The organism is Arenimonas oryziterrae DSM 21050 = YC6267, from assembly GCF_000420545.1.
GTDB classification, from domain to species: domain Bacteria; phylum Pseudomonadota; class Gammaproteobacteria; order Xanthomonadales; family Xanthomonadaceae; genus Arenimonas; species Arenimonas oryziterrae.
In genome coordinates this window covers 107353-128152 of record NZ_ATVD01000003.1, presented here as the reverse complement: position 1 = coordinate 128152, position 20800 = coordinate 107353, and the positions used below count along the sequence as shown (strand labels likewise).

Below are 20800 nucleotides of genomic sequence, written 5' to 3'. Positions count from 1 at the left end.
CCGTCGCAGACCCTGCCTGGCAAGCGGCTCAGGCGGCGAGCGCGCCCGCGTCGACCTGCGCGAGCCAGTCGTCGTCGGAACCTTCGCTGATGCCTTCGAACAGGAAGGTGCTCAGGTAGCGCTCGCCGGTGTCGGGCAGCATCGCAAGCAGCACTGAGCCGGCCGGTGCGTTTTCGGCAACCCGCAGCGCGGCGGCGATCGTCGCGCCGGCCGAGAGGCCGACGAATACGCCTTCTTCGGCCGCGAGCCGGCGTGCGGTATCGCGCGCGAGCACGTCATCGACCGGCAGCAGTTCGTCGACGACCGCGCGATTGAGCACGGCCGGAATGAAGTCCGGCGTCCAGCCCTGGATCTTGTGCGGTGCCCAGTCCTTGCCCGAGAGCAGGGATGCGCCGGCCGGCTCCGTGCTGACGATGCGCACGTCCGGACGCGCGAGCTTGAGTACTTCGCCGACGCCGGTCAGCGTGCCGCCGGTGCCCCAGCCGCTGACGAAATAGTCCAGGCGCTTGCCGGCGAAATCGCGCAGGATTTCCGGCGCCGTCGTGCTGCGGTGATACGCGGGGTTGGCCGGATTGGCGAACTGCTGCGCGAGGAACCAGCCGTGCTTGCGCGCCAGTTCTTCGGCGCGACGCACCATGCCGCTGCCACGCTCGGCCGCCGGCGTGAGAATGACCTTGCCGCCGTACGCGCGGATGAGTTTTCGCCGTTCGATCGAGAAGGTTTCGGTCATCACCGCGACGAACGGATAGCCACGCGCGGCGCAGACCATGGCCAGGGCGATACCGGTATTGCCCGAGGTCGCTTCGACGACGGTCTGTCCGGGCGCGAGCACGCCGCGACGTTCGGCATCGAGAATGATCGCGAGCGCGAGCCGGTCCTTGACCGAGCCGCCGGGATTGAAGGATTCGACTTTCGCATACAGGGTGACGTGCGCCGGCGCGAGCCGCGCGAGCCGCACGATGGGCGTGGAGCCGATGGTGTCGAGAATGCTGTCGTGGATCATGGGAAGTCCCGGGGAAAGGCGATCAGGAATCGGAAACGGGTTTGATGACCGGGCGCGCGCCCGCCGCATCACGCAGCGAGCCCAGCGCGAACGCGCGCCGGCGTTCCGGGTCGCGCCAGCCGTTCTTCGGCAACGGTCTTGTCTTGGCCGTCGGCGGTGCGCAGGCGGCGGAGGTGGGCGGGACGGCGTCGTCGTTTTTGCTCATGGCGGTGGCTTCAGGCGGCGCTGCGCAGTTCGGAGGAAGGGAGATCGGCATGCGTCAGGGGCGCGGCGCCGAACCAGTGCAAGGTGGTCGCGAACGCCGCGACCTCGCCCAGGATCAGCAGCGCCGGTGAAACGACCGCATGCGTCTGGGCGCGCCGCGCGAGGTCGGCGAGCGTGCCGGTGATCACGCGCTGTTCGGGGCGCGAGCCGTTTTCGATGAGGGCGAACGGCGTCGTGGCCTCGCGACCGTGGGCGATCAGCTGCGCTTGCAGCGACCCGAGTTCGGCGACGCCCATGTACACGGCGAGGGTTTGACGCTCGGCGGCAAGCGCGCGCCAGTCCGGCGGCGCGCCGCAATCGCGGCTATGCGCCGTGATCAGTCGCAAGGACTGCGCGTGATCGCGGTGCGTCAGCGGAATGCCGGCATAGGCCGCGCAGGCGAGCGCGGCGGTGATGCCCGGCACGACTTCGTAGGCGATGCCGTGGGCGCGCAGGACTTCCAACTCCTCGCCGCCGCGCCCGAACACGAACGGATCGCCGCCTTTGAGTCGCACGACCCGGCGCCCGGCGCGGGCATGCGCGAGCATCAGCGCGTGGATGTCGTCCTGCGGGGTGGGGTGATGGCCCGCCTGCTTGCCCACTTCGATGCGTTCGGCATCGCGACGCGCGAGCGCGAGCACCTCGGCACTGACCAGGCGGTCATGCAGGATCACGTCGGCCTCGTTGAGCGCGCGCAAAGCCCGCAGGGTCAGCAGGCCCGGGTCGCCGGGACCGGCACCGACCAGGACCACCGAGCCTTCGCCCGGACCTTGCGCCGATTCCCCAAGCGCCGTCAGCAGCGCGCGTTCGGCCTGCAGCGGTTGCCGCTGGCGCAACAGGCGCGGCACCGCGCCGGCGAGCAGGCGTTCGAACCAGCGGCGGCGCTGGCCGAGATCGGGAAGCCGCGTGCGGATCTTGCGGCGGTGTTTGCCTAACAGCTCGGTCAACACGCCGAGGGACGCGTCGAACTGCGCCTCCAGGGTTTCGCGCAGATGCCGCGCGAGCATCGGTGCCGCGCCGCGCGTGGAGATCGCGATCTGCAGCGGGCCGCGATCGATCAGCGAGGGCACCTGGAAACTGGAGAGCTCGGCATCGTCGACGACATTGACGAACACCCGACGCGCGGCGCCGGCATCGGCGACCGCGCGATTGACCGCGCGATCATCGGTCGCCGCCACCGCGAGCCAAACGGTGTCGAGCCAGTCCGGAACGAAGTTGCCTGCGCGATGGATGATCGTGCCGGCCTCGGCGAGCGCGTGCAGACGCGCGTCCAGGGACGGTGCGCCGACGGTGATGCGCGCGCCCGCGCCGAGCAGGGCCTCGACCTTGCGCGCGGCCACGCTGCCGCCACCGACCACGAGTACGGCGCGGTCCTGCAGGTCGGCGAACAGCGGAAACAGGGGCGCGGTCATGGACGGATTCCGGAGGACAGGCCTCGAAACTACCGAGCGCGCGCGGTGCGCGGAAATGACCGTCCGCTCTGGTGACATTCCGCCCGGGCATATGGCGGGAGCCGTCTGGACAGCGGCCGGAGGGCCCGCTAGGATTGACATATCCTTTTATAAAGATGGAGCGATATATGAAGCCCGCCACCTGTCGCATGTCCGCCCGCACCGCCGCCCGCCGACCCGACCCGCCGCCTACCCGATCGACCCCGACATGACCCTGACCCAACTTCGCTATCTCGTCGCCATCGCCGATTCCGGCCTGAACATCACGCTCGCCGCGGCCAAGGTCCATGCGACCCAGCCTGGCCTGTCCAAGCAGCTCAAGCAGCTCGAAGACGAGCTTGGTTTCATTCTTTTCACGCGCCGCGCGCGCAGCCTCGAGGCGATCACGCCTGCCGGCCAGCAAGTCATCGTGCATGCGCGCAACCTGCTCGCCGAAGCCTCGAACATCCGTGCGCTCGCCGCGAACCTGCGCCGCGACACCCAGGGCGAACTGCACATCGCCACGACGCATACGCAGGCGCGCTACGCGCTGCCGATCGCGCTGGCAGCGCTGAACCGCAACTTCCCGCAAGTCGCCGTGCACCTCACGCCGGGCGGCGACAGCGAATCGCTGGCGCGCCTGGCGCGCGGCGAAGCGGAAATCGCCATCGTCAGCACCGCCGGTGCCGCGCCCGCCGCCGATCTCGCGCTGCCGATCTATCGCTGGGAGCGCGTGGTCCTGGTGCCGCGCGGGCATGCGTTGGCCGCGCTCGGCCGGCGCCTGACGCTGGCCGATCTCGCGCAGTACCCGCTGGTGAGTTACGAATCGAGCCGCGAGCCGGAATCCTCGCTGCGCCGCGCCTTCGTCGCCGCCGGTCTCGAGCCCAGTCTCGCGGTCACCGCGCGCGATGCCGATCTGATCAAGACCTATGTGCGCGCGGGTTTCGGCGTCGGCATTCTCGCCGAGATGGCGGTCACGCCCGACGACGTCGATCTGGTGGTGCTGCCGGCCGAGGATCTGCTGCCGACCTGCACGACCTGGCTGCTGCTGCGTCGCGACCGCGTCCTGCGCGACTACACCCAGGCCCTGATCACCACCTTGCTGCCGCAATTGCATGCGCGCGATCTGCGCAGCGCGATCGAGGACGGCGAACCGCTGCTCATCGATCCGGTGCAGTGGCCGCGCTGGCGGTTTCCGCAGGTCAACGCCGAGGCGTGATGGCGCGCTAGTTGTGGATGCCGCACTCGCGCACGAGTCCGGCGAAACGGGTGTCTTCCTCGCGCATGCCCGGTTCCCAGCGGCGCGTGCTGTGGGTGTCGCCGATCGAGACGTAGCCTTCGTGCCAGAGCGGGTTGTAGGGCAGGTCGTGCTTCTTCAGATAGTCCCAGACGTCGCGATCGCTCCAGTCGGCGAGCGGGTGCACTTTCCAGCGGCCGTCGCGCAGTTCGAGGAAATCGGTCTGTGCGCGGCTCTCGGATTGTTTGCGACGCAGGCCGGCGAACCAGGTGCGGATGCCCAGTTCCTGCAGCGCGCGCTGCATCGGTTCGACCTTGCGCAACTGGTTGTAGCGCGTGATGCCCTCGACGCCCTGTTCCCACAAATGGCCGTGCCGCGCTTCCATCCACGCGCGGCTGATGCGCGGGCGATACACGTGCAGGTTCAGGGACAGGCGCGCGCCGAGCTCGTCGACGAAGCGGTAGGTCTCGGGAAACATGTAGCCGGTGTCGATGAGGATGACCGGGATGTCCGGTTTCTGCGTCGCCAGCAGATGCAGGGACACCGCGGCCTGCGCGCCGAAACTCGAGGACAGCGCATGGCCGCCGGACAGCGACTCCAGCGCCCAGGCGACGCGTTGTTCGGCGCTGCGATCGCCCAGCCAGCGGTTGAGTTCGGCGAGCGCGCGGCCGTCCTCGGCCGCAGCAACGGGATCGGGCAAGGTCATGACACTAACTCCGTGGGAATGATGGCCGGCGCCGGCAGCAGGCCGGCGCGCAGCAGGAAATCGCCGAAGCCTTCCGCGTCCGTGCGTTCGGCGGCATAGCGCGCAAGCAGGGGATCGAGTGCGGCGAGGATTTCGGCTTCGGCGAGGTTTTCGCGATACAGACGATTGAGCCGGCGGCCCTGGAAATCCGCGCCCAGGTGCAGGTTGTAGCGGCCCGGGCCTTTGCCGACGAGCGCGATCTCGCCCAGATACGGACGCGAGCAGCCGTTCGGGCAACCCGACAGGCGCAGCAGGATCGGTGCGTCGCGCAGACCATGCGTGTCGAGCAGCGCTTCGGCCTGGTCGAGAAACGCCGGCAGGTACCGCTCGGCCTCGGCCATCGCCAGCGTGCAGGTCGGCAGCGCCACGCAGGCGAGTGCGAATCGGCGCAGCGGCGTCGCGTGCAGATGGCCGTCGAGATGGTAGTGCGCGACCAGTTCATCGATACGCGAGCGCTGGTCGTCGGCGACGTTGGCGATGATCAGGTTCTGGTTCGGCGTCAGGCGGAAATCGCCGCCATGGCTCGCGGCGATCTCGCGCAGCCCGTCGAGTGCGGCGCCCTGCACGCGACCGCTTTCGATGCGCAGGGTCAGATGCCAACGGCCGTCGTAGCCGGCAGTCCAGCCGAAGCGATCGCCGTTGTGGCTGAAAGAGAACCCGTGTGCCGGTGCCAGTGCTGTGCCGAGCCGGCGTTCGACTTCCGCGCGGAACCCGTCGAGACCGAGTTTGTCGATCGTGTACTTCAAGCGCGAGAGCTTGCGATCGCTGCGGTTGCCGAAGTCGCGCTGCGTGGTCAGTACCGCCTCGGCTGCAGCGACCAACTGGTCCGGCGCGATGAAACCCAGCACGTCGGCCAATCGCGGATAGGTGCGGGCGTCGCCGTGCGTGCTGCCCATGCCGCCGCCGGCGAGCAGGTTGTAGCCGAGCAGGTCGCCGTGCGCGTCGAGGATCGCGATGAAGCCCAGGTCCTGGCTGAACACATCGACGTCGTTGCTGGGCGGCACGGCGATGCCGATCTTGAACTTGCGGGGCAGATAAGTCGGCCCATACACCGGTTCGGATTCGTCGGCGCCGACGATCTGTTGCTCGTCGAGCCAGATTTCGTGATAGGCACGCGTGTGCGGCAGCAGGTGTTCGGACAGCGCGACCGCCGCTGCGTACACGGCCGCATGCGCACGCGACTCGACCGGGTTAGCGCTGGTCATGACATTGCGGTTGACGTCGCCGCAGGCAGCGACGGTGTCGACCAGGCTTTGATTGATCGCCGCGATCGTCGGCTTGAGATCGCGCTTGATGATGCCGTGCACCTGGAAGGCCTGACGCGTGGTCAGGCGCAAGGTCTGGTTGCCGTAGCGGCGAGCGATCGCGTCGAGCGCGAGCCATTGCGCCGGCGTGGCGACGCCGCCGGGCAGGCGCGTGCGGATCATGAAGCTATAGGCGGGCTCGAGCTTCTGCCGGCGCCGCTCTTCGCGCACGTCGCGATCGTCCTGCTGGTAGCTGCCGTGGAACTTCAGCAGTTGGGCATCGCCTTCGCGCAGCGCACCGGTGACCGGATCGGCGAGGCTGTCGGTCAGCGTGCCGCGCAGGCCGCGACTGTTCGCCTTGAGGGTTTCCACCGGGGACAGGGGCGCCGACATCAGTACACGTCGCGGGCGTAGCGCCCGTCCTTGAGCAATTGCGCGAGAAATTCGCCGGCATCCTCCGGCGATCGCGCGCCGTGTTCGGCGACGATCTCGAGCAGGGCGGCATGCACGTCCTTGCCCATCGCGACCGCACCGCAGACGTAGACCTGTGCGCCCGAGACGAGCCAGTCGTACACCGCGCGGCCGTTTTCGCGCAGACGTTGCTGCACGTAGATCCGCTCGGCCTGGTCGCGCGAGAACGCCAGATCGAGGCGATGCAGCTGGCGGTTCTTCAACGCGTCCTGCCATTCGAGCTGGTAGAGAAACTGCGAGCGCGCGTGGCGCGCGCCGAACACGAGCCAGTTGCGTCCGCTCGCGCCGGTGGCGATGCGTTCCTGCACGAAGCCGCGGAAAGGGGCGACGCCGGTGCCCGGGCCGATCATCAGAATGTCGCGCGAAAGGTCCGAGGGGAGGCGGAAGCGTTCGTTGCGTTCGATGAAAACCGGCACCGTGGCGCCGGCGTCGCGATGGGAAAGAAAGTGCGACGCGACGCCATGACGTCGCGCCTGGCCGTGCGCATAGTCGACACGCGCGAGCGTGAGATGCGCTTCATCGCCGACGGCTTTGCGGCTGGAGGCGATCGAATACAGGCGGGGTGCAAGCGGGCGCAACGCGGCGACCAGTTCCTCGCCGCTCCAGGGCGCGGGATGCGCGGCGAGCAGGTCGGCCAGCTGTTCGGTCGACAGGCGTTGCGCGAGCGCGGCGCCATGTTCGGGCGCAAGCAGACGGTTGAGCGCGACGTCGTTGCTCAACGCGGCGTGACGCGCGAGGAAGGGCCGGCTCAAGCGCGTCAGTTCGCGCCGCGTGCCCAGCCAGTCGCGCAGCGGCAGGGTTTCGTCGCCGTGGCGGATCGCTTCCTCGCCATCGAGCGCGAGCGTGGCGAGCACTTCGTCGACCAGGCCGTCGTCGTTGCGCGGCCACACGCCGAGCGCGTCGCCGGGTTCGTAGCTCAAGCCGGGGTCGGCGAGCGCGAGCTCCAGGTGACGCACGTCCTGATCGCTCTCGCGCGCGGTGATGCGCTGGTTGCTCAGCAGCCCGGCCGCGAACGGGCGCTCCCGCGACCACGCGACGGCGGTGGGCACCGTCGGCCGCAGCGCGGTCACCGTGGCGACGGTGGGGCTCTTGAGCAGATCGCGCGCCTGCGTCAGCGCCTGCTGGCGCCACGGGGCGGCGACGGTGTCGATGTCGACATCCGCTTCCCCGAGCGCGAACACGCGCGTGGCGCCGAGTTCGGCCAGGCGCGCGTCGAGGCGACGGCCGATCGCGTTGAACTGCGGATAGCTCGCATCGCCGAGGCCGAGCACGGCGTAGCGCAGTTCCTTGAGCGCCGGTGCGCGCCGGCTGGCGAGGAATTCGACGAAGGCGAGCGCGTCGTCGGGCGGATCGCCGTCACCCTGCGTGCTGATGACGACGTAGAGCAGGCGTTCGCTGGCGAGTTCGCGCAAGGGATACGCATCGGCCCGCAGCAGACGCACGCTCAGGCCGCTGGCTTCGGCCTCGGCCGCGAGTTTTTCCGCTTCGCGCCGGGCGTTGCCGGTCTGGCTGCCGTAGACGAGGGTCAGGCGCGCGTCGCTGCCGGTCTCGGCGACCGGAACGGCCTGCAAGGGCCGCGTCGCGCGCCCGGGCTGCGCAGCGAGACCGGCCGCATAACCCGACAGCCAGTGCAGCGCCGGCGCCTCCAGGCCGTCGACCAGGCGCGCGAGCAGCACGCCGCGTTCCTCGGACAGCGGCGGGGTGATCGGGGCGGGCAGATGGGCGGTCATGGCGGCGAGGTCCGGGATGGGAGTCCATCCTAGGAATCGCCCCGGCCCCGGCGGAAAGGACGGTTGGTTATGCGCTCATGCCTTGCCGGAATGAATATCCTTTCATCGCGATGAAAGTGTTGACACGCGCCAACGGGCCCGCTAGAGTCGGCCCCGTAATCCATCAAGACCGGCATAGGGATAGGCCCGATGACGCCGGGGCAACCAACAGCGATGCAAATCGCTGGAAAGGTGCCAACTCCTACGGGGACTTCGGTCCGCCGGAAGATGGATCGCCAGCGACGGGACCTCGGTCCCGCCGTGCGCGATACGGCTTTCCCGGAACTCCGCAGAAGTGCTGGTGGGTGTCGACCCTGACCTGCGGAGTTCGCCATGAGCCTTACCGATACCCACGCCCTCGCCGAACCGGCCAGCTGCTACGCGCCCTGCGTCGCCGCCCGCGCCGCGACCGGTCGCGAAACGTTTTCGCTGCGTCTGCCCCTGCGTCATAGCGGCGCGCGCACGGTGCGCATCGCCTGCGAATGGCAGGGGCCAGTGGACGGGCCGGTATTGCTGGTCGCCGGTGGCATTTCCGCGCACCGGCATGTCGCAGCGAGCCCGGCCTATCCCGAAGCCGGCTGGTGGGACGCCCAGGTCGGCGCCGGCAAGGCGCTCGACACCGAACGTTTCCGCGTCGTCGCGATCGACTGGCTCGGCAGCGACGGCAGCCTCGATGTCGCCATCGACAGCGCCGATCAGGCCGACGCGTTCGCCGCCGTGCTCGATCATCTCGGCATCGACCGCGCCGACGCCTTTATCGGCTGCTCGTACGGTGCGATGGTCGGCCTGCAGTTCGCCGCGCGTCACGGCGCGCGCCTGGGCCGGCTGATCGCGATCAGCGGCGCCGACCGGCCGCATCCTTATTCGAGCGCCTGGCGCGCGTTGCAGCGGAACATCGTCGCGCTCGGCCGCAACGAAAGTGCCAGTCGCGAGGCCCTGTCGCTCGCGCGGCAGCTGGCGATGCTCAGCTATCGCACGCCGGAGGAATTCGCCGAGCGCTTCGATGCGCCGGTCGCGCTGATCGACGGCGTCGCGCGTTGCGCGTCGGCCGACTATCTGGAGTCCTGCGGCCAGAAGTACGTCGCGCGCACCGCGCCGACGGCGTTCCTGCGCCTGTCCGAATCGATCGACCTGCATGCCGTCGACGCGGCCACCATCACCGTGCCCAGCGTCGTCGTCGCGATCGACGAAGACCGTCTGGTGCCCCTGCACACCCTGGAAGCGCTGGCCGGAAAACTCGGCGCGCGATGTCGGCTCGAGCGTGTCAGCTCGCCCTTCGGCCACGATGCCTTCCTGACCGAACCTGCGCGCATCGCCGCGATCCTCACTGGCGCACTTTGTGGAGGTGCGGCATGAGCAGTCTCTCCCCGGCGACCGTCGCGGTGCGCGCAGGCATCGATACCGACACCGCGTACGGCGCGGTGGTGCCGCCGATCGTGCTGTCGAGCAATTTCAGCTTCGCCGGCTTCGATCAGAAGCGGCAATACGACTACACGCGCAGCGGCAATCCCACGCGCGATCTGCTGGCCGACGCGCTCAGCGATCTCGAAGGCGGTGCGGGCGCGGTCATCACCGCGACCGGCATGGCGGCGGTGACGCTGGTGCTGGCCCTGCTCGAGCCGGGCGACACGCTCGTCGTGCCGCACGATTGTTACGGCGGCAGCTGGCGCCTGTTCAATGCGCTGGCGAAGAAGAACCACTTCCGCCTGCTGACCGTCGATCTGACCGATCCGCGCGCGCTGGCGACAGCCCTGGCGGAAAACCCGCGCATCGTCTGGATCGAAACGCCGTCCAATCCGCTGCTGCGCATCACCGACCTGCGGTTTGTCGCCGAGGCCGCACACCGCATCGGCGCGCTCGTCGTCGCCGACAATACTTTCCTGTCGCCGGCGCTGCAGACGCCGATGGCACTGGGTGCGGACCTGGTCGTGCATTCGACGACGAAATACATCAACGGCCACAGCGACGTCGTCGGCGGTGCGGTCATCGCCAACAGCGCGGCGCTGCATCAGCAACTGGTCTGGTGGGCGAACGCACTGGGTCTGACCGGCAGCCCCTTCGACAGCTTCCTCACCCTGCGCGGTCTGCGCACGCTCGATGCTCGCCTGCGCGTGCATCAGGAAAACGCCGCCGCGCTCGCCGATCAGCTCGATGCGCATCCGGCGGTGTCGGCCGTGCACTATCCGGGCCTGCTTTCGCATCCCGGGCATGCGCTCGCGGCGCGCCAGCAGAAGGGCTTCGGCGCGATGCTCAGCGTCGAACTCGCCGGCGGCTTGCCGGCAGTACGCGCGTTCCTGGCGGGCTTGCAGTGCTTTACGCTGGCCGAGTCGCTCGGCGGCGTCGAAAGTCTGGTCGCGCATCCGGCGACGATGACGCATGCCGCGATGAGCGCCGACGCGCGCGCCGCCGCCGGCATCGGCGACGGCCTGTTGCGTCTGTCGGTCGGCATCGAGGCGACGGCGGATCTGCTCACCGATCTCGACGCCGCCCTGGCGCGCGCGGCGGCCGCCACGACGCGCACGAATCCGAGCAATGCGCACGTCGAAGGCACGCTCGCATGAGTGCCTTACGTCTGGCCGATGCGGCCGCCTCGGCCGCGCGCTCGCAGGGTACGACGCTGGCGCTGCTGGGCACGGGCACGGTCGGCACGGCGTTTCTGGCGCGCCTCGCGCGCCTGCAGGCGACGGGCAAGGCCTCCGGTCTGCGGCTGGTGCAGGTCGCCAATTCGCGGCGCCGCATCCACGACGCCGGCGGTCTGGACCCACGCATCGCGCGCGGTCAGCTCGGCGACGGCGAGTCGCAGCATCTCGATGGCGTGGCACCGGCCTTGTGCCGCGCCGGCATCATCATCGATGCGACCGCGAGCGACGAGGTCGCGCATCGGCACGCGGCCTGGCTCGCAGCAGGTTTTTGCGTCGTCACCGCGAACAAGGCCGGCACCGGCGGCGTGTTGAGCCAATACCAGGCGATCCAGGCGCATGCCCTGCGCTACGGCGATGCCGCGACCGTCGGCGCCGGTCTGCCGTTGCTGCGCAGCCTGCGCGAGCTGCGCGCCGGCGGCGATCGCATCCACGGCCTGGCCGGCGTGCTGTCGGGGTCGCTGGCCTGGCTGTTCAATCACTACGACGGCATGCGCCCGTTTTCCGCCCTCGTGCGCGAGGCGCGTCAGCGCGGGTACACCGAGCCGGATCCGCGCGTGGATCTGTCGGGCCAGGATGTGAAGCGCAAATTGCTGATCCTGGCGCGCAACGCCGGCTTCGAACTCGAAGCCGAGGCGATCCGCGTCGAGTCCCTGCTGCCGCCGGCCTTGGCCGAGGCGGCGCCCGACGCGGTCGATCTCGCGCTCGCGGCGCTCGACGAGCCGCTGCGTGCGCGCTTCCAGGCCGCGCACCGGGTTGGCCGCAAGCTACGCCTGGTCGCCCGCCTCGACGAACCGGGCGGCGCCCGCATCGGCCTGGAGGAGCTCGCGCCGGACGATCCGCTCGCCACCGGCTCGGGCTGCGACAACCGCCTGGCGATCTGGAGCGACCGTTACCGCGAGCAGCCCCTGGTCGTGCAGGGCCCGGGCGCGGGCGCCGAGGTCACGGCCGCGGCCCTGCTCGACGACGCCCTGCGCCTGGCCGGGCGGACCGGCTAGGCCGGGCCGCTGGGCCGGCATTCAGCCCGAAAAGCCTCCCACCATGACCTTCGGCACCCCGCCCTTGAAATGATTCGCGGCCGCCGTCACTGAATCTCGCAGGGGCCGGGCGCATGCTGTCCGGAACAATGGTTTTACCCTGGCATCGTTCCATGAACGCAACACAGCGGGAACTTGCCAGGGCTTTAGCACTCAAACAGTCCGAGTGTTAAACTTCAACCCATGGACAGAACAGCGATGAATACTGCGTTGACCACCCACAACCTGCCGATCCCGAGCGCGCTCGGCTCGCTCGATGCCTACATCAGCGCGGTCAACCGCGTGCCGGTGTTGACCGTCGAGGAAGAGCAGTCGCTGGCGCGCAGCTTCCGCGAAGAAGAAAACCTCGATGCCGCCAAGCATCTGGTGATGTCGCACCTGCGCTTCGTCGTGCATGTCGCGCGCGGCTACCAGGGCTATGGCCTGGGCATGGGCGATTTGATCCAGGAAGGCAACATCGGCCTGATGAAGGCGGTGAAGCGTTTCGATCCCGACCAGGGCGTGCGTCTGGTGAGCTTCGCGGTGCACTGGGTGAAAGCCGAGATGCACGAGTTCATCCTGCGCAACTGGCGCATCGTCAAGGTCGCCACGACCAAGGCGCAGCGCAAGCTGTTCTTCAACCTGCGCAAATCCAAGAAGCGCCTGGGCTGGATGAACGATGCCGAAGTCAGCGCGGTCGCGGCCGACCTGAAGGTGTCCAAGCGCGAAGTGCTGGAAATGGAATCGCGCCTCTCGGGTCGCGACATCGGTTTCGATGCGCCGGCCGATCAGGACGACGACCACGCGCCGCCCGCACCGATCGCCTACCTCGTCGATCGCAATGACGATCCGGCGCTGGCCTACGAGCGCAACGACAGCGAAGAGAACCAGCTCGAACTGCTGCGCGACGGCCTCGCCGATCTCGACCAGCGGTCGCGCGACATCCTCAAGCGCCGTTTCCTCGGCGAGCCGAAGGCGACCTTGCAGGAACTGGCCGACGAATACGGCGTCTCTGCCGAACGCATCCGCCAGCTCGAGGCGAACGCGCTGAAGAAAATGCGGACGCTGTTCGCGGCCTGAACCCGTCGGCGTCGCGCGGCACCGAAACGGCTCCGGAAACGGGGCCGTTTTCTTTTGTCGCCGCGGCCATTCTGGCGCGCGGCGATTTCCGGTATGTTCGCGGGCAAGCGGCGCCGTCGCGTCGTCCGAGCCTCCCGCCCATGCTGCCTGTCCGTGCCCGGTTCGTTGCGTTTCCCCGTCGCCAGCAGGGCTCGGCCCTGGGCTGGATCCTCGGCCTGCTCGCGGTCGGCGCCCTGCTGATCGCGCTCACCGTGATCGGCCTGCTGATGATGGGCTGGTCGCTGTTCACCGAACAGGCCCAGACCGCCTTGCAGCAACAGCCCGATGTCGCCGAACACATCGGACATATCCAGTCGATGGACGTGGATCTGGTCGCCAGCAGCGAGTACGACGACAGCGACACGTTCGTGTTCCGCCTGAGCGGCGATCGCGGCAAGGGCCGCGTGCGCGCACGTTTCATCAGCACCGATGCCGACACCGAAACCTTGGGCGAAGGCGAACTCACCCTCGCCAGCGGCCGCGTGATCCGCTTCGGTCCGAACGATCCGCCGAAGTCCGATATCGACAAGTGACGACATCGCGTGCGTCCCAACGCGTCGCGGGCCGATGCGGAAACACGCCCGCATGATGGGGAGTCGCGCATGCGCGATCTAAGCGAAGCACCCGCGCGCGCGCTCGTGCCCTCGCGGTGGTCGAGTCTCGTCTTCGAGACCAAGGCCTGGGGGCTGCGCCTGGCCCGCGCGGGTCGTGAGCACTGGCAGGGGCGGCCGACACGGCATCGCACCGGACAAGCCCTTCGCGATGCGCCGGTGCTGGCCGAGTTCGAGGGCGCTCTATGGCCCGGAGACGAAACAGACCCGCGTCTGGTCGCAGGAAAGATCCAGAACCTGCGCCTAGCGATCGCATCCCTGCACGGACTGGAAGTGCCGGCGGGCGCGGTCTTCAGCTTTTGGCGCCAGCTCGGACGCGCCAGCGCGCGTCGCGGCTTCGTCCTCGGGCGCGAATTGCGCGAGGGCTGCATCGTGCCGGCGATCGGCGGCGGTCTTTGCCAGTTGTCGAATGCGATCTACGACAGCGCGGTGCGTGCCGGGCTGGAGGTCGTCGAACGGCACCGCCATTCCCGTGTGCTTCCCGGTTCGCTGGCCGAACTCGATCGCGACGCGACCGTGTTCTGGAATTATCTCGACCTGCGCCTGCGCGCCGGTTTTGCCTGGCGCCTGGATGTGGCGATGGACGAGACCACAGTGCGCGTGCGTATCCGGGCCCGCGACAACCTGCCGTCCGGCGCGCTGCCCCTGCAAGTCGGGCGTCGTGCCGCGGATGCGAGCAACGACTGCTCCAGTTGCGATGAACATTCCTGTCATCGCCATATCGGCGCCGGCAACTTGCGTGCGCATCGCACCTGGCTCATCGATGAGGACTGGCCGGAGTTTCGCGCTTACTTGCAAGATCAACGCGGCGAAGATGATCGCGTGCTGGGCAGCGTGCAGGTCCAGCCGACCTTGGCGACGCGCCTGGCGCGCGCCTGGGCCTGGCTGGGTTGGCGAATCGCCTTGTGGCGCAGGCAGCCGATTCCGAAAGCGCGGACCCAGCGACAGGGCCAGATCGCGCAGATGCTCGCGTCGCAGCTCGATCCGGAGGACCTGCATCTGGTCGTATCGCAGGGCCTTCTGCCCTACCTGTGGCAGTCAGGCGTCCTCGCCGGCCGACGTTTTGATGTGCTCATGAGTGCGTTGCCGATGACAGCGATCCAGCAACAGCTCGATCGCGCCGCCGCGCGCCACCCCAACAGTCCGACCCTGAGTGATTTTCGTGCACCCACGTGGCTGGTGACGGCAGAGCGGGAGGCTCTGGCGCAGGCGCGACGGTGGATCAGTCCGCATACCGGCATCTGCGGTCTTGCGGCCGCTCGCGCGGAGCCCTTGCCCTGGGCCGCGGCACCAGCGATTACCACGCCCCAGCCGGAACGCGCCGCCGTGGGCGCGCCCGATGAGCGTCTCAGAATCTTTTTCCCGGCGTCGGCGCTGGCACGCAAAGGCGCTTTGGAATTGCGCGAAGCGGTGCGTGGATTGCCCGTCGTGCTGCTGTTGCCGCCGGGAGCGAGCGAGGCACCGGATTTCTGGCAGGGTTTTGCCATCGAACGCGTCGCGACGTTCGCCGACGGCCTCACGCGTGCGCAGGTCGTCGTCCTGCCGGCGTGGGTGGAGCATCAGCCGCGTGGCTTGCTCGCTGCGATGGCGCGCGGTCTGCCGGTCATCGCGACGGCCGCTTGCGGGTTGCCGCGGACGGCGCAGTGGCAGTGCGTGGAAGAAGGCGATGTCGAGGCATTGCGCGCCAGCCTGCGGCAATGGCAGCGGGTGTCGGCGGTGTCGCTTGAGCCCGCCTAACGGCGGCGCGCCTGCCCGCCGATGATTCGCGCGTTGCGCTGATAGGTCCAGTACGACCAGGCCCAGTCGACCAGCACAACGAGGCGGTTGCGGAAGCCGATCAGGAAAAACAGGTGGGCGGTGAGCCAGAACCACCAGGCCAGCAGTCCGAAAAATTTCAGCCGGCCGAAATGCACGACCGCGGCCTTGCGCCCGATCGTCGCGAGATTGCCGTAGTCGCGATACACGAAGTTCGTTGCCGCGTTGCCACCCAGGCGGGCGCGAATCACCCGCGCGACATGCGCGCCCATTTGTTTGGCTGCCGGCGCCACGCCAGGCACGGGTTTGCCATCGGCCTGCGCGAGGCTGGCGAGATCGCCGGCGACGAAAATTTCCGGATGCCCGGGCACGGACAGATCGGGGTTCACCTTCACGCGTCCGGCGCGATCGAGCTCCGCGCCTAGTTGCGCGCCGAGCGGCGACGCGGCGACGCCGGCGGCCCACAACACGGTGCGGCTGGCGATGCGCGCATTGCCCAGGGCGATGCCGGCGGCATCGATGCCGGTCACGGCCTGGCCCACGTGGACGGTGACGCCGAGACGCGCGAGTTCGCGACGCGCATTCTCCGACAGGTTCTCCGGCATCGCCGACAGCACGCGCGGACCGGCTTCGACCAGATGCACCTGCGCGGTGCCGGGATCACAACGACGAAATTCCCGCGGCAGAGTGTGACGCGCGATTTCCGCCAGCGTGCCCGCGAGTTCGACGCCGGTCGGGCCGCCGCCGATGACCACGAAACTCAGCCAGGCCGCGCGCCGCACCGGATCGTCCTCGCGCTCGGCGGCTTCGAACGCGGCGAGTATGCGTTGGCGGATACCGAAGGCATCGTCGAGCGTTTTCAGACCCGGTGCGTGTTCGGCCCAGTCGTCGTGGCCGAAATACGCATGCGCCGCGCCGGTGGCGATCAGCAGGTAGTCGTAGTCGAGGGTGCCGCCGTCGAGCGTCACGCGCCGGTTGGCGGGGTCGATTGCCTGCGCTTCGCCGAGCAGCACCGTGACGTTTTTCTGTGCACGCAGGATGTGCCGCAAAGGCGCGGCGATGTCGGGCGCCGACAGGCCGGCGGTGGCGACCTGGTAGAGCAGGGGCTGGAACAGATGGTGGTTCGTGCGGTCGAGCAGGGTGATGCGCACCGGCGCAGAAGCCAAGGCCCGTGTGGCCCACAGGCCACCGAAACCGCCGCCGAGTATCAGCACATGCTTGCGGGAATCCATGGGCGGCAATAATCGCATGGTTGCGGGGACCCGCCCATCTTCCCGACGCGACGCGCTGCATCGCGCGCGGCCTCAATACAGATCGATCGGATCCACATCCAGCGACCAGCGCACCTTGCGCGCGGACTTGAGTTCGTACAGGCCGGCGACCCAGGGGCGCAGGGCCGCCTGCAGCATCGGCCGCTGCGCGCAGGCAAGCAGCAATTGGCCGCGCGCGCGGCCGGCGCGGCGCGCCATCGGCGCGGGCATCGGGCCATTGAGCGCGATCGCATCGGGCATCGCCGGGCGGGCGCGTTCTTTCGCTTCGCGCAGGAAGGTCTGGACGGCTTCTTCGGTCGGTGCTTCCGCGCGCAGCAGCGCCAGATGTTCGTAGGGCGGGAAGCCGGCCGCTTCGCGCTGCGCGAGTTCGAGCGCGGCGACGGCGGGATAGCCGCCGCCGAGCAAGGTCAGCAGCAGCGGATGCTCGGGATGATGCGTCTGCAGCAGTACTTCGCCGGGCAGGTTCGCGCGACCGGCCCGGCCGGCGACCTGGATCAGCAACTGCGCCAGTTTTTCGCCGGCGCGGAAATCGGCCGAGTACAGACCTTCGTCGACGCCGACGACGGCGACCAGCGTCAAGCGCGGCAGGTCGTGGCCTTTGGCTAGCATCTGCGTGCCGACCAGGATGCCGGGGCGGTCGCCGAGCGTGGCCAGGTGTTTTTCGATCGCGTCGCGATGGCGCGTGGTTTCGCGATCGACGCGGATCAGCGGCGCATCGGGAAAACGCGTGGCCAGTGCTTCCTCCAGACGTTCGGTGCCGAAGCCTTGCGGTTGCAGCGACAGCGAGGCGCAGTCGGGACAGCTGGGCGGCTTCGCCGCGCGCGCGCCGCAGTGATGGCAGATCAGGGTGCGGCCGCCCGCGTGCACAGTCATCGGCGTGTCGCAGCGTTTGCAGGTCGCGCTCCAGCCGCAGTCGTGGCACAGCAGCGCCGGCGCGTAGCCGCGCCGGTTCTTGAACACCAGCGCCTGCTCGCCGCGCGCCAGGCAGGCCGCGATCGCCGCGAACACGTCCTGCGACAGGCCGTGCGTGAGCAGACGCTTGCGCACGTCGAGCACGCGCACACGCGGTGGCTTCGCATCACCCGCGCGTTTGCCCAGACGCAGATGCGTGTAGCGGCCGGCGAGCACGTTGTGCAGCGATTCCAGCGCCGGCGTCGCGCTGCCGAGCAGGACCGGAATGCCGAGCGCGCGCGCACGCACCAGGGCGAAATCGCGCGCGTGGTAGCGGATGCCGTCCTGCTGCTTGTAACTGCCGTCGTGTTCTTCGTCGATGACGATCAGGCCGGCCTCGGGCAGGGGCGTGAAGATCGCCGACCGCGTGCCGACCAGCACGCGCGCTTCGCCACGCGCCATCGCAATCCAGCTGCGCGCGCGTTCGCCGTCGGCCAGTCCCGAATGCATGGCATGCACGGGCACGCCCAGGCGCGCGCGGAAACGTTGCAGGGTTTGCGGTGTCAGGCCGATCTCGGGCACGAGCACCAGCGCCTGCTTGCCCGCGCGCAGGCAGTCGCGGATCGCCTGCAGGTACACCTCGGTCTTGCCGCTGCCGGTGACGCCTTCGAGCAGCAGGGTGCGGAAGCCGTCGCCGGCGCGCAGCGTGGCGAGCGCCGCCGCCTGTTCGTCATTGAGCGTGGGCGCGTGCGGATCCTCGTCGACGGCATCGGCCGCGGGCAGGGCGAGGCGTTCGACCAGGGCGCGTTTGGCCAGCGCGCGCAGGGCCGCCCGCCAGTCGGCGACATGGATATCGAGAGTGTCCTCGCTGAGGGCGCCCAGGAGCAGGCGTTCGGCGAGACGGCGCGGCCGGCTGCCGGCGCGCAAGCCGGCGACCGCGGCGGCGCCAGCGGGCGTCAGTTGCCAGCCGTAGGCACGGGTCTCCGGCGCTTGCTGGCCAGCGCGCAGAACGCCGGGCAGGGCCAGGGCGAGCACTTCGCCGAGCGGCGACTGCGTGTAGCGCGCGAGCCACTGCAAGGACGCGAACAGCTCCTCGCCGAGCAGCGGTGCGTCATCGAGCAGCGCGAGCGCGGACTTGAGCTCGGGGCCGTCGGGCGCCGGCGGTCCCAGGCCGACGACGATGCCGATCTGCTCGCCGCGTCCGAAGGGCACGCGCACGCGACGACCGACCCAGTCGGGTCGGACCGGGCCGGCGTCGGCCGGCGGCAGGTAGTCGAATTCACGCGGCAGCGGCACCGGCAGGGCGACGCGCAGGGCGATTCCGGAGGAGTCGGACATGGGGCAAGTCTAGCCGTTGACCGGGCTGGGACACCCTTTCGGGCGACTTGCATCACAGTGCTGCCTCAGGGATGAGGAAAATGATGCAAGTCACTGCCCTGCCAGAATAAAAGGTCTTATCCACATCCTCTGTGGATAAGTCTGTGGAATGATGTCCGCCCATCGGTGCGCACCCCCTGTGAAAAGGGGGCTCACGCCGGGTTGGTGATTTTTTAACCACGCCGTCATATTCGTTGTAAAACAATCACTTGCGCATGTCACGCCGATGTCAGAATCCGGTTTGTGACCGTTTGGCGGCGTGAACGGCGCCCGCTCGCCGGCTGTGCACAACGTTCCACGCGCAAACCCGCGCCGTCGCTGGCGGAGCATGGAATTTTGGCCTGTCAAGCTTCGGCTCCACGGTGGCCTGGGACTAGAATGTGACGTGCCCGACACCCCCGCGACACCCCCTCACCCCGGTTCCCCCGCCCTCCCGGCGTTCCTGCGCGGCATCGAACGGCGCGCCTGGGTGTTTGCCCTCGCGCAATGCGGCGACCCGGCGCTCGCCGAGCCGGCGTTGGCGGCAACTTTGCGCGCGTTCGCCGACGAAGCCCCGCGCGAACCGCTCGCGCAGTGGCCGTTCCGGTTCTGGACCCTGCTGATGCGGCAGCCGCAACTGCTCGAAGCCGGGCAGGGCGGCGACCTGCTCGCGCAGCTCACGCCCGGACCGCGCGCGGCCCTGTTGCTGCGTCTGGTCGCGGGTCTGGATTTTGCGCATGCCGCGCAGGTGCTCGGCGTGCGTGAGCCGGCGTATCGCCATGCGCTGTCGCGCGTGCTCGAACAGGCCAGCCCGGCGGATCTGCGGCAGTGGCGCGAAACCCTGCAGGCGCGCGTGCGCGACCTGCCCGACGAACGCATCGCGGCGCTCGCGCAGTGGCGCGCGCAGGCGCTGTCTGCCCGCGACGAACCGTCGCCGCGCCCGACACCGGTTGCGCCGCCTACAGCGCCGGTGCGCGGCCGGCGCACCGGCCTGGCGGTGTTCGCCTTGGTGGTGCTCGCCCTGGCCTTTGTCGCGACGTATCTGTGGCCGCTCGGGCCGCGGCTCGCGCCGGGGCAGAGCGAGGCCCTGCCGACCGAGGTCGTCCCGGTGTCGCCGGCGCTCGATGATGCGACTGTCGTGACGCATCCCGACTACCTGCAGATCGCCCGGCCGCAGGACGAAACCATCGCCCGCGACTTGGGCCTGCTCAGCTGGATCGGCGCCGGCAGTCCGGGCGTCGTCGACGAAGCCCCGCTGAGCACGCTGGAGGAGGCGCAGGAGCTCGAATCGAGTGCGCCAGACGCCGACGCCGAGGGCGGACCATGAGCCGCGCCTGGTGGCTTGCAGGGGCCTGTGTGCTTATCAGCGGCGTGGCCGTCGCCGTCGCGGACGTGGCCGACTTCGCGCGACTGCCCGCGCCCGAACAGACCGTGCTCGCCAACGCGCGCAGCTATTGGCCGGGCCTGGATGCCACGACCCGACAAACCTTGCAGGCCAATGCCCGCGACTGGCTCGCGCGCACGCCTGCCGATCGTGAGGCCGTGCGTGCGCGCATGCAGCGGTGGGATGCCTTGCCTGCGGCGGAACGCGCGCGCCGGCGGGCGCCGTTCGTGGCGTGGACGCAGCTGGCCGAGGACGAGCGCCGGCAGGTGCGGGGACTGGCCGCAGAGTTCGCGGCCTTGTCGCCGGAACAGCAGCAACTGTTGCGCGATACCTATGCCCGGCAATTGCCCGAGAGCCAACGCGCCTGGTCACTCGGTCCGGTGCTCGGCGCGCAGCTGGCGCCGCTGGCCTCCCTGCTCGTGGCCGTACCCGAGGCCGATCGCCCGGTGCTGCTGACGCTGCTGCGCACGCTCGATGCCGAAGCGCGGGCCGATCTCGCTGCCTTGCTGCCGGGACTGGACGCAGCCGGTCGCGATCGCCTGCGCCGCAGTCTGCTGGCGATGCCGGCGGAAAAACGCGCGGACTGGTTGCGCCGTCAGCGTCAGCCCTGACCGCC

Annotated in this window: 17 protein-coding genes and 1 riboswitch; of the genes, 9 read left to right on the top strand and 8 right to left on the bottom strand. The window is 69.3% G+C overall.

Translation table 11 applies throughout. The features are described from left to right. Positions 1–28: 28 nt before the first annotated feature. From cysK to cysG, 3 genes are read right to left on the bottom strand one after another with little or no spacing between them, the layout of a single operon-like run. Complete coding sequence (gene cysK / locus G467_RS0109000; RefSeq protein ID WP_022969407.1) at positions 29–1003, bottom strand: cysteine synthase A; 975 nt, start codon at positions 1001–1003, stop codon at positions 29–31. Positions 1004–1025: 22 nt separating this feature from the next. Then, positions 1026–1208 (bottom strand): hypothetical protein, encoded by a 183-nt coding sequence (locus G467_RS0108995; protein WP_022969406.1) that lies wholly within the window; start codon positions 1206–1208, stop codon positions 1026–1028. 10 nt (positions 1209–1218) lie between these two features. Next, a complete protein-coding gene (gene cysG, locus G467_RS16120) occupies positions 1219–2658 on the bottom strand; it encodes a siroheme synthase CysG (RefSeq protein ID WP_033397630.1) in 1440 nt (479 codons plus the stop codon). A 247-nt stretch (positions 2659–2905) separates the two neighbouring features. Here cysG and G467_RS16115 point away from each other — a divergent pair, with 247 nt between their 5' ends. Beyond that, positions 2906–3895: a LysR substrate-binding domain-containing protein gene (locus tag G467_RS16115; RefSeq protein ID WP_022969403.1), complete on the top strand. Its 990-nt coding sequence runs from the start codon at positions 2906–2908 to the stop codon at positions 3893–3895. 7 nt (positions 3896–3902) lie between these two features. Here the strand turns inward: G467_RS16115 and G467_RS0108980 are convergent, their stop codons facing one another. From G467_RS0108980 to G467_RS0108970, 3 genes are read right to left on the bottom strand one after another with little or no spacing between them, the layout of a single operon-like run. Then, positions 3903–4619, bottom strand: a complete 717-nt coding sequence (locus G467_RS0108980; RefSeq protein ID WP_022969402.1) for a phosphoadenylyl-sulfate reductase — start codon at positions 4617–4619, stop codon at positions 3903–3905. Then, positions 4616–6295, bottom strand: a complete 1680-nt coding sequence (cysI, locus tag G467_RS0108975) for an assimilatory sulfite reductase (NADPH) hemoprotein subunit (RefSeq protein WP_022969401.1) — start codon at positions 6293–6295, stop codon at positions 4616–4618. The genes G467_RS0108980 and cysI overlap by 4 nt, the downstream gene beginning before the upstream one ends. Then, positions 6295–8103, bottom strand: coding sequence for an assimilatory sulfite reductase (NADPH) flavoprotein subunit (locus tag G467_RS0108970; protein ID WP_022969400.1), 1809 nt, complete (start codon positions 8101–8103; stop codon positions 6295–6297). Before G467_RS0108970 ends, cysI begins: the two co-directional genes overlap by 1 nt. A 157-nt stretch (positions 8104–8260) precedes the next feature. Then, a riboswitch (SAM riboswitch) is annotated at positions 8261–8377 on the top strand. Positions 8378–8475: 98 nt separating this feature from the next. Between G467_RS0108970 and metX the strand changes: the two genes are divergently transcribed. From metX to G467_RS16100, 6 genes are all read left to right on the top strand, one after another. After that, complete coding sequence (gene metX / locus G467_RS0108965; protein WP_022969399.1) at positions 8476–9498, top strand: homoserine O-succinyltransferase MetX; 1023 nt, start codon at positions 8476–8478, stop codon at positions 9496–9498. Then, on the top strand, positions 9495–10703 hold the full coding sequence (gene metB / locus G467_RS16110; RefSeq protein ID WP_022969398.1) for a cystathionine gamma-synthase: 1209 nt from the start codon (positions 9495–9497) through the stop codon (positions 10701–10703). Before metX ends, metB begins: the two co-directional genes overlap by 4 nt. Then, positions 10700–11779: a homoserine dehydrogenase family protein gene (locus tag G467_RS0108955; RefSeq protein WP_022969397.1), complete on the top strand. Its 1080-nt coding sequence runs from the start codon at positions 10700–10702 to the stop codon at positions 11777–11779. Before metB ends, G467_RS0108955 begins: the two co-directional genes overlap by 4 nt. 237 nt (positions 11780–12016) lie before the next feature. Further along, positions 12017–12877, top strand: a complete 861-nt coding sequence (gene rpoH, locus G467_RS0108950; protein WP_022969396.1) for an RNA polymerase sigma factor RpoH — start codon at positions 12017–12019, stop codon at positions 12875–12877. A 140-nt stretch (positions 12878–13017) separates the two neighbouring features. After that, a complete protein-coding gene (locus tag G467_RS16105; RefSeq protein ID WP_051130443.1) occupies positions 13018–13449 on the top strand; it encodes a hypothetical protein in 432 nt (143 codons plus the stop codon). 69 nt (positions 13450–13518) lie between these two features. Further along, positions 13519–15264 carry a VanW family protein gene (locus G467_RS16100; protein ID WP_051130442.1) on the top strand — a complete coding sequence of 582 codons (1746 nt, stop codon included), beginning with the start codon at positions 13519–13521 and terminating at the stop codon, positions 15262–15264. Here G467_RS16100 and G467_RS0108935 read toward each other — a convergent pair. Then, positions 15261–16514: an NAD(P)/FAD-dependent oxidoreductase gene (locus G467_RS0108935; protein ID WP_022969395.1), complete on the bottom strand. Its 1254-nt coding sequence runs from the start codon at positions 16512–16514 to the stop codon at positions 15261–15263. The genes G467_RS16100 and G467_RS0108935 overlap by 4 nt on opposite strands. 72 nt (positions 16515–16586) lie before the next feature. After that, the gene (locus G467_RS0108930; RefSeq protein ID WP_022969394.1) at positions 16587–18782 is read right to left on the bottom strand and encodes a primosomal protein N'; all 2196 of its coding nucleotides are present in this window, start codon (positions 18780–18782) and stop codon (positions 16587–16589) included. A gap of 424 nt (positions 18783–19206) precedes the next feature. On the opposite strand from G467_RS0108930, the gene G467_RS17500 reads away from it, so the two are divergent. Both G467_RS17500 and G467_RS17495 read left to right on the top strand, forming a co-directional pair. Further along, complete coding sequence (locus tag G467_RS17500) at positions 19207–20127, top strand: sigma factor-like helix-turn-helix DNA-binding protein (protein WP_022969393.1); 921 nt, start codon at positions 19207–19209, stop codon at positions 20125–20127. After that, positions 20124–20795: a DUF3106 domain-containing protein gene (locus tag G467_RS17495; RefSeq protein ID WP_052041119.1), complete on the top strand. Its 672-nt coding sequence runs from the start codon at positions 20124–20126 to the stop codon at positions 20793–20795. Before G467_RS17500 ends, G467_RS17495 begins: the two co-directional genes overlap by 4 nt. The last annotated feature ends 5 nt before the right edge of the window (positions 20796–20800 follow it).

Excerpts from the sequence above, each read along its gene's own strand:
- G467_RS0108935 (WP_022969395.1), bottom strand. The coding sequence starts at position 16,514 with ATGGATTCCCGCAAGCATGTGCTGATACTCGGCGGCGGTTTCGGTGGC.
- metB (WP_022969398.1), top strand. The coding sequence starts at position 9,495 with ATGAGCAGTCTCTCCCCGGCGACCGTCGCGGTGCGCGCAGGCATCGAT.
- G467_RS0108970 (WP_022969400.1), bottom strand. The coding sequence starts at position 8,103 with ATGACCGCCCATCTGCCCGCCCCGATCACCCCGCCGCTGTCCGAGGAA.
- G467_RS16105 (WP_051130443.1), top strand. The coding sequence starts at position 13,018 with ATGCTGCCTGTCCGTGCCCGGTTCGTTGCGTTTCCCCGTCGCCAGCAG.
- G467_RS0108995 (WP_022969406.1), bottom strand. The coding sequence starts at position 1,208 with ATGAGCAAAAACGACGACGCCGTCCCGCCCACCTCCGCCGCCTGCGCA.
- metX (WP_022969399.1), top strand. The coding sequence starts at position 8,476 with ATGAGCCTTACCGATACCCACGCCCTCGCCGAACCGGCCAGCTGCTAC.
- cysG (WP_033397630.1), bottom strand. The coding sequence starts at position 2,658 with ATGACCGCGCCCCTGTTTCCGCTGTTCGCCGACCTGCAGGACCGCGCC.
- G467_RS17495 (WP_052041119.1), top strand. The coding sequence starts at position 20,124 with ATGAGCCGCGCCTGGTGGCTTGCAGGGGCCTGTGTGCTTATCAGCGGC.
- cysK (WP_022969407.1), bottom strand. The coding sequence starts at position 1,003 with ATGATCCACGACAGCATTCTCGACACCATCGGCTCCACGCCCATCGTG.
- G467_RS16115 (WP_022969403.1), top strand. The coding sequence starts at position 2,906 with ATGACCCTGACCCAACTTCGCTATCTCGTCGCCATCGCCGATTCCGGC.
- rpoH (WP_022969396.1), top strand. The coding sequence starts at position 12,017 with ATGAATACTGCGTTGACCACCCACAACCTGCCGATCCCGAGCGCGCTC.
- G467_RS0108980 (WP_022969402.1), bottom strand. The coding sequence starts at position 4,619 with ATGACCTTGCCCGATCCCGTTGCTGCGGCCGAGGACGGCCGCGCGCTC.
- G467_RS0108955 (WP_022969397.1), top strand. The coding sequence starts at position 10,700 with ATGAGTGCCTTACGTCTGGCCGATGCGGCCGCCTCGGCCGCGCGCTCG.
- G467_RS16100 (WP_051130442.1), top strand. The coding sequence starts at position 13,519 with ATGCGCGATCTAAGCGAAGCACCCGCGCGCGCGCTCGTGCCCTCGCGG.
- cysI (WP_022969401.1), bottom strand. The coding sequence starts at position 6,295 with ATGTCGGCGCCCCTGTCCCCGGTGGAAACCCTCAAGGCGAACAGTCGC.
- G467_RS0108930 (WP_022969394.1), bottom strand. The coding sequence starts at position 18,782 with ATGTCCGACTCCTCCGGAATCGCCCTGCGCGTCGCCCTGCCGGTGCCG.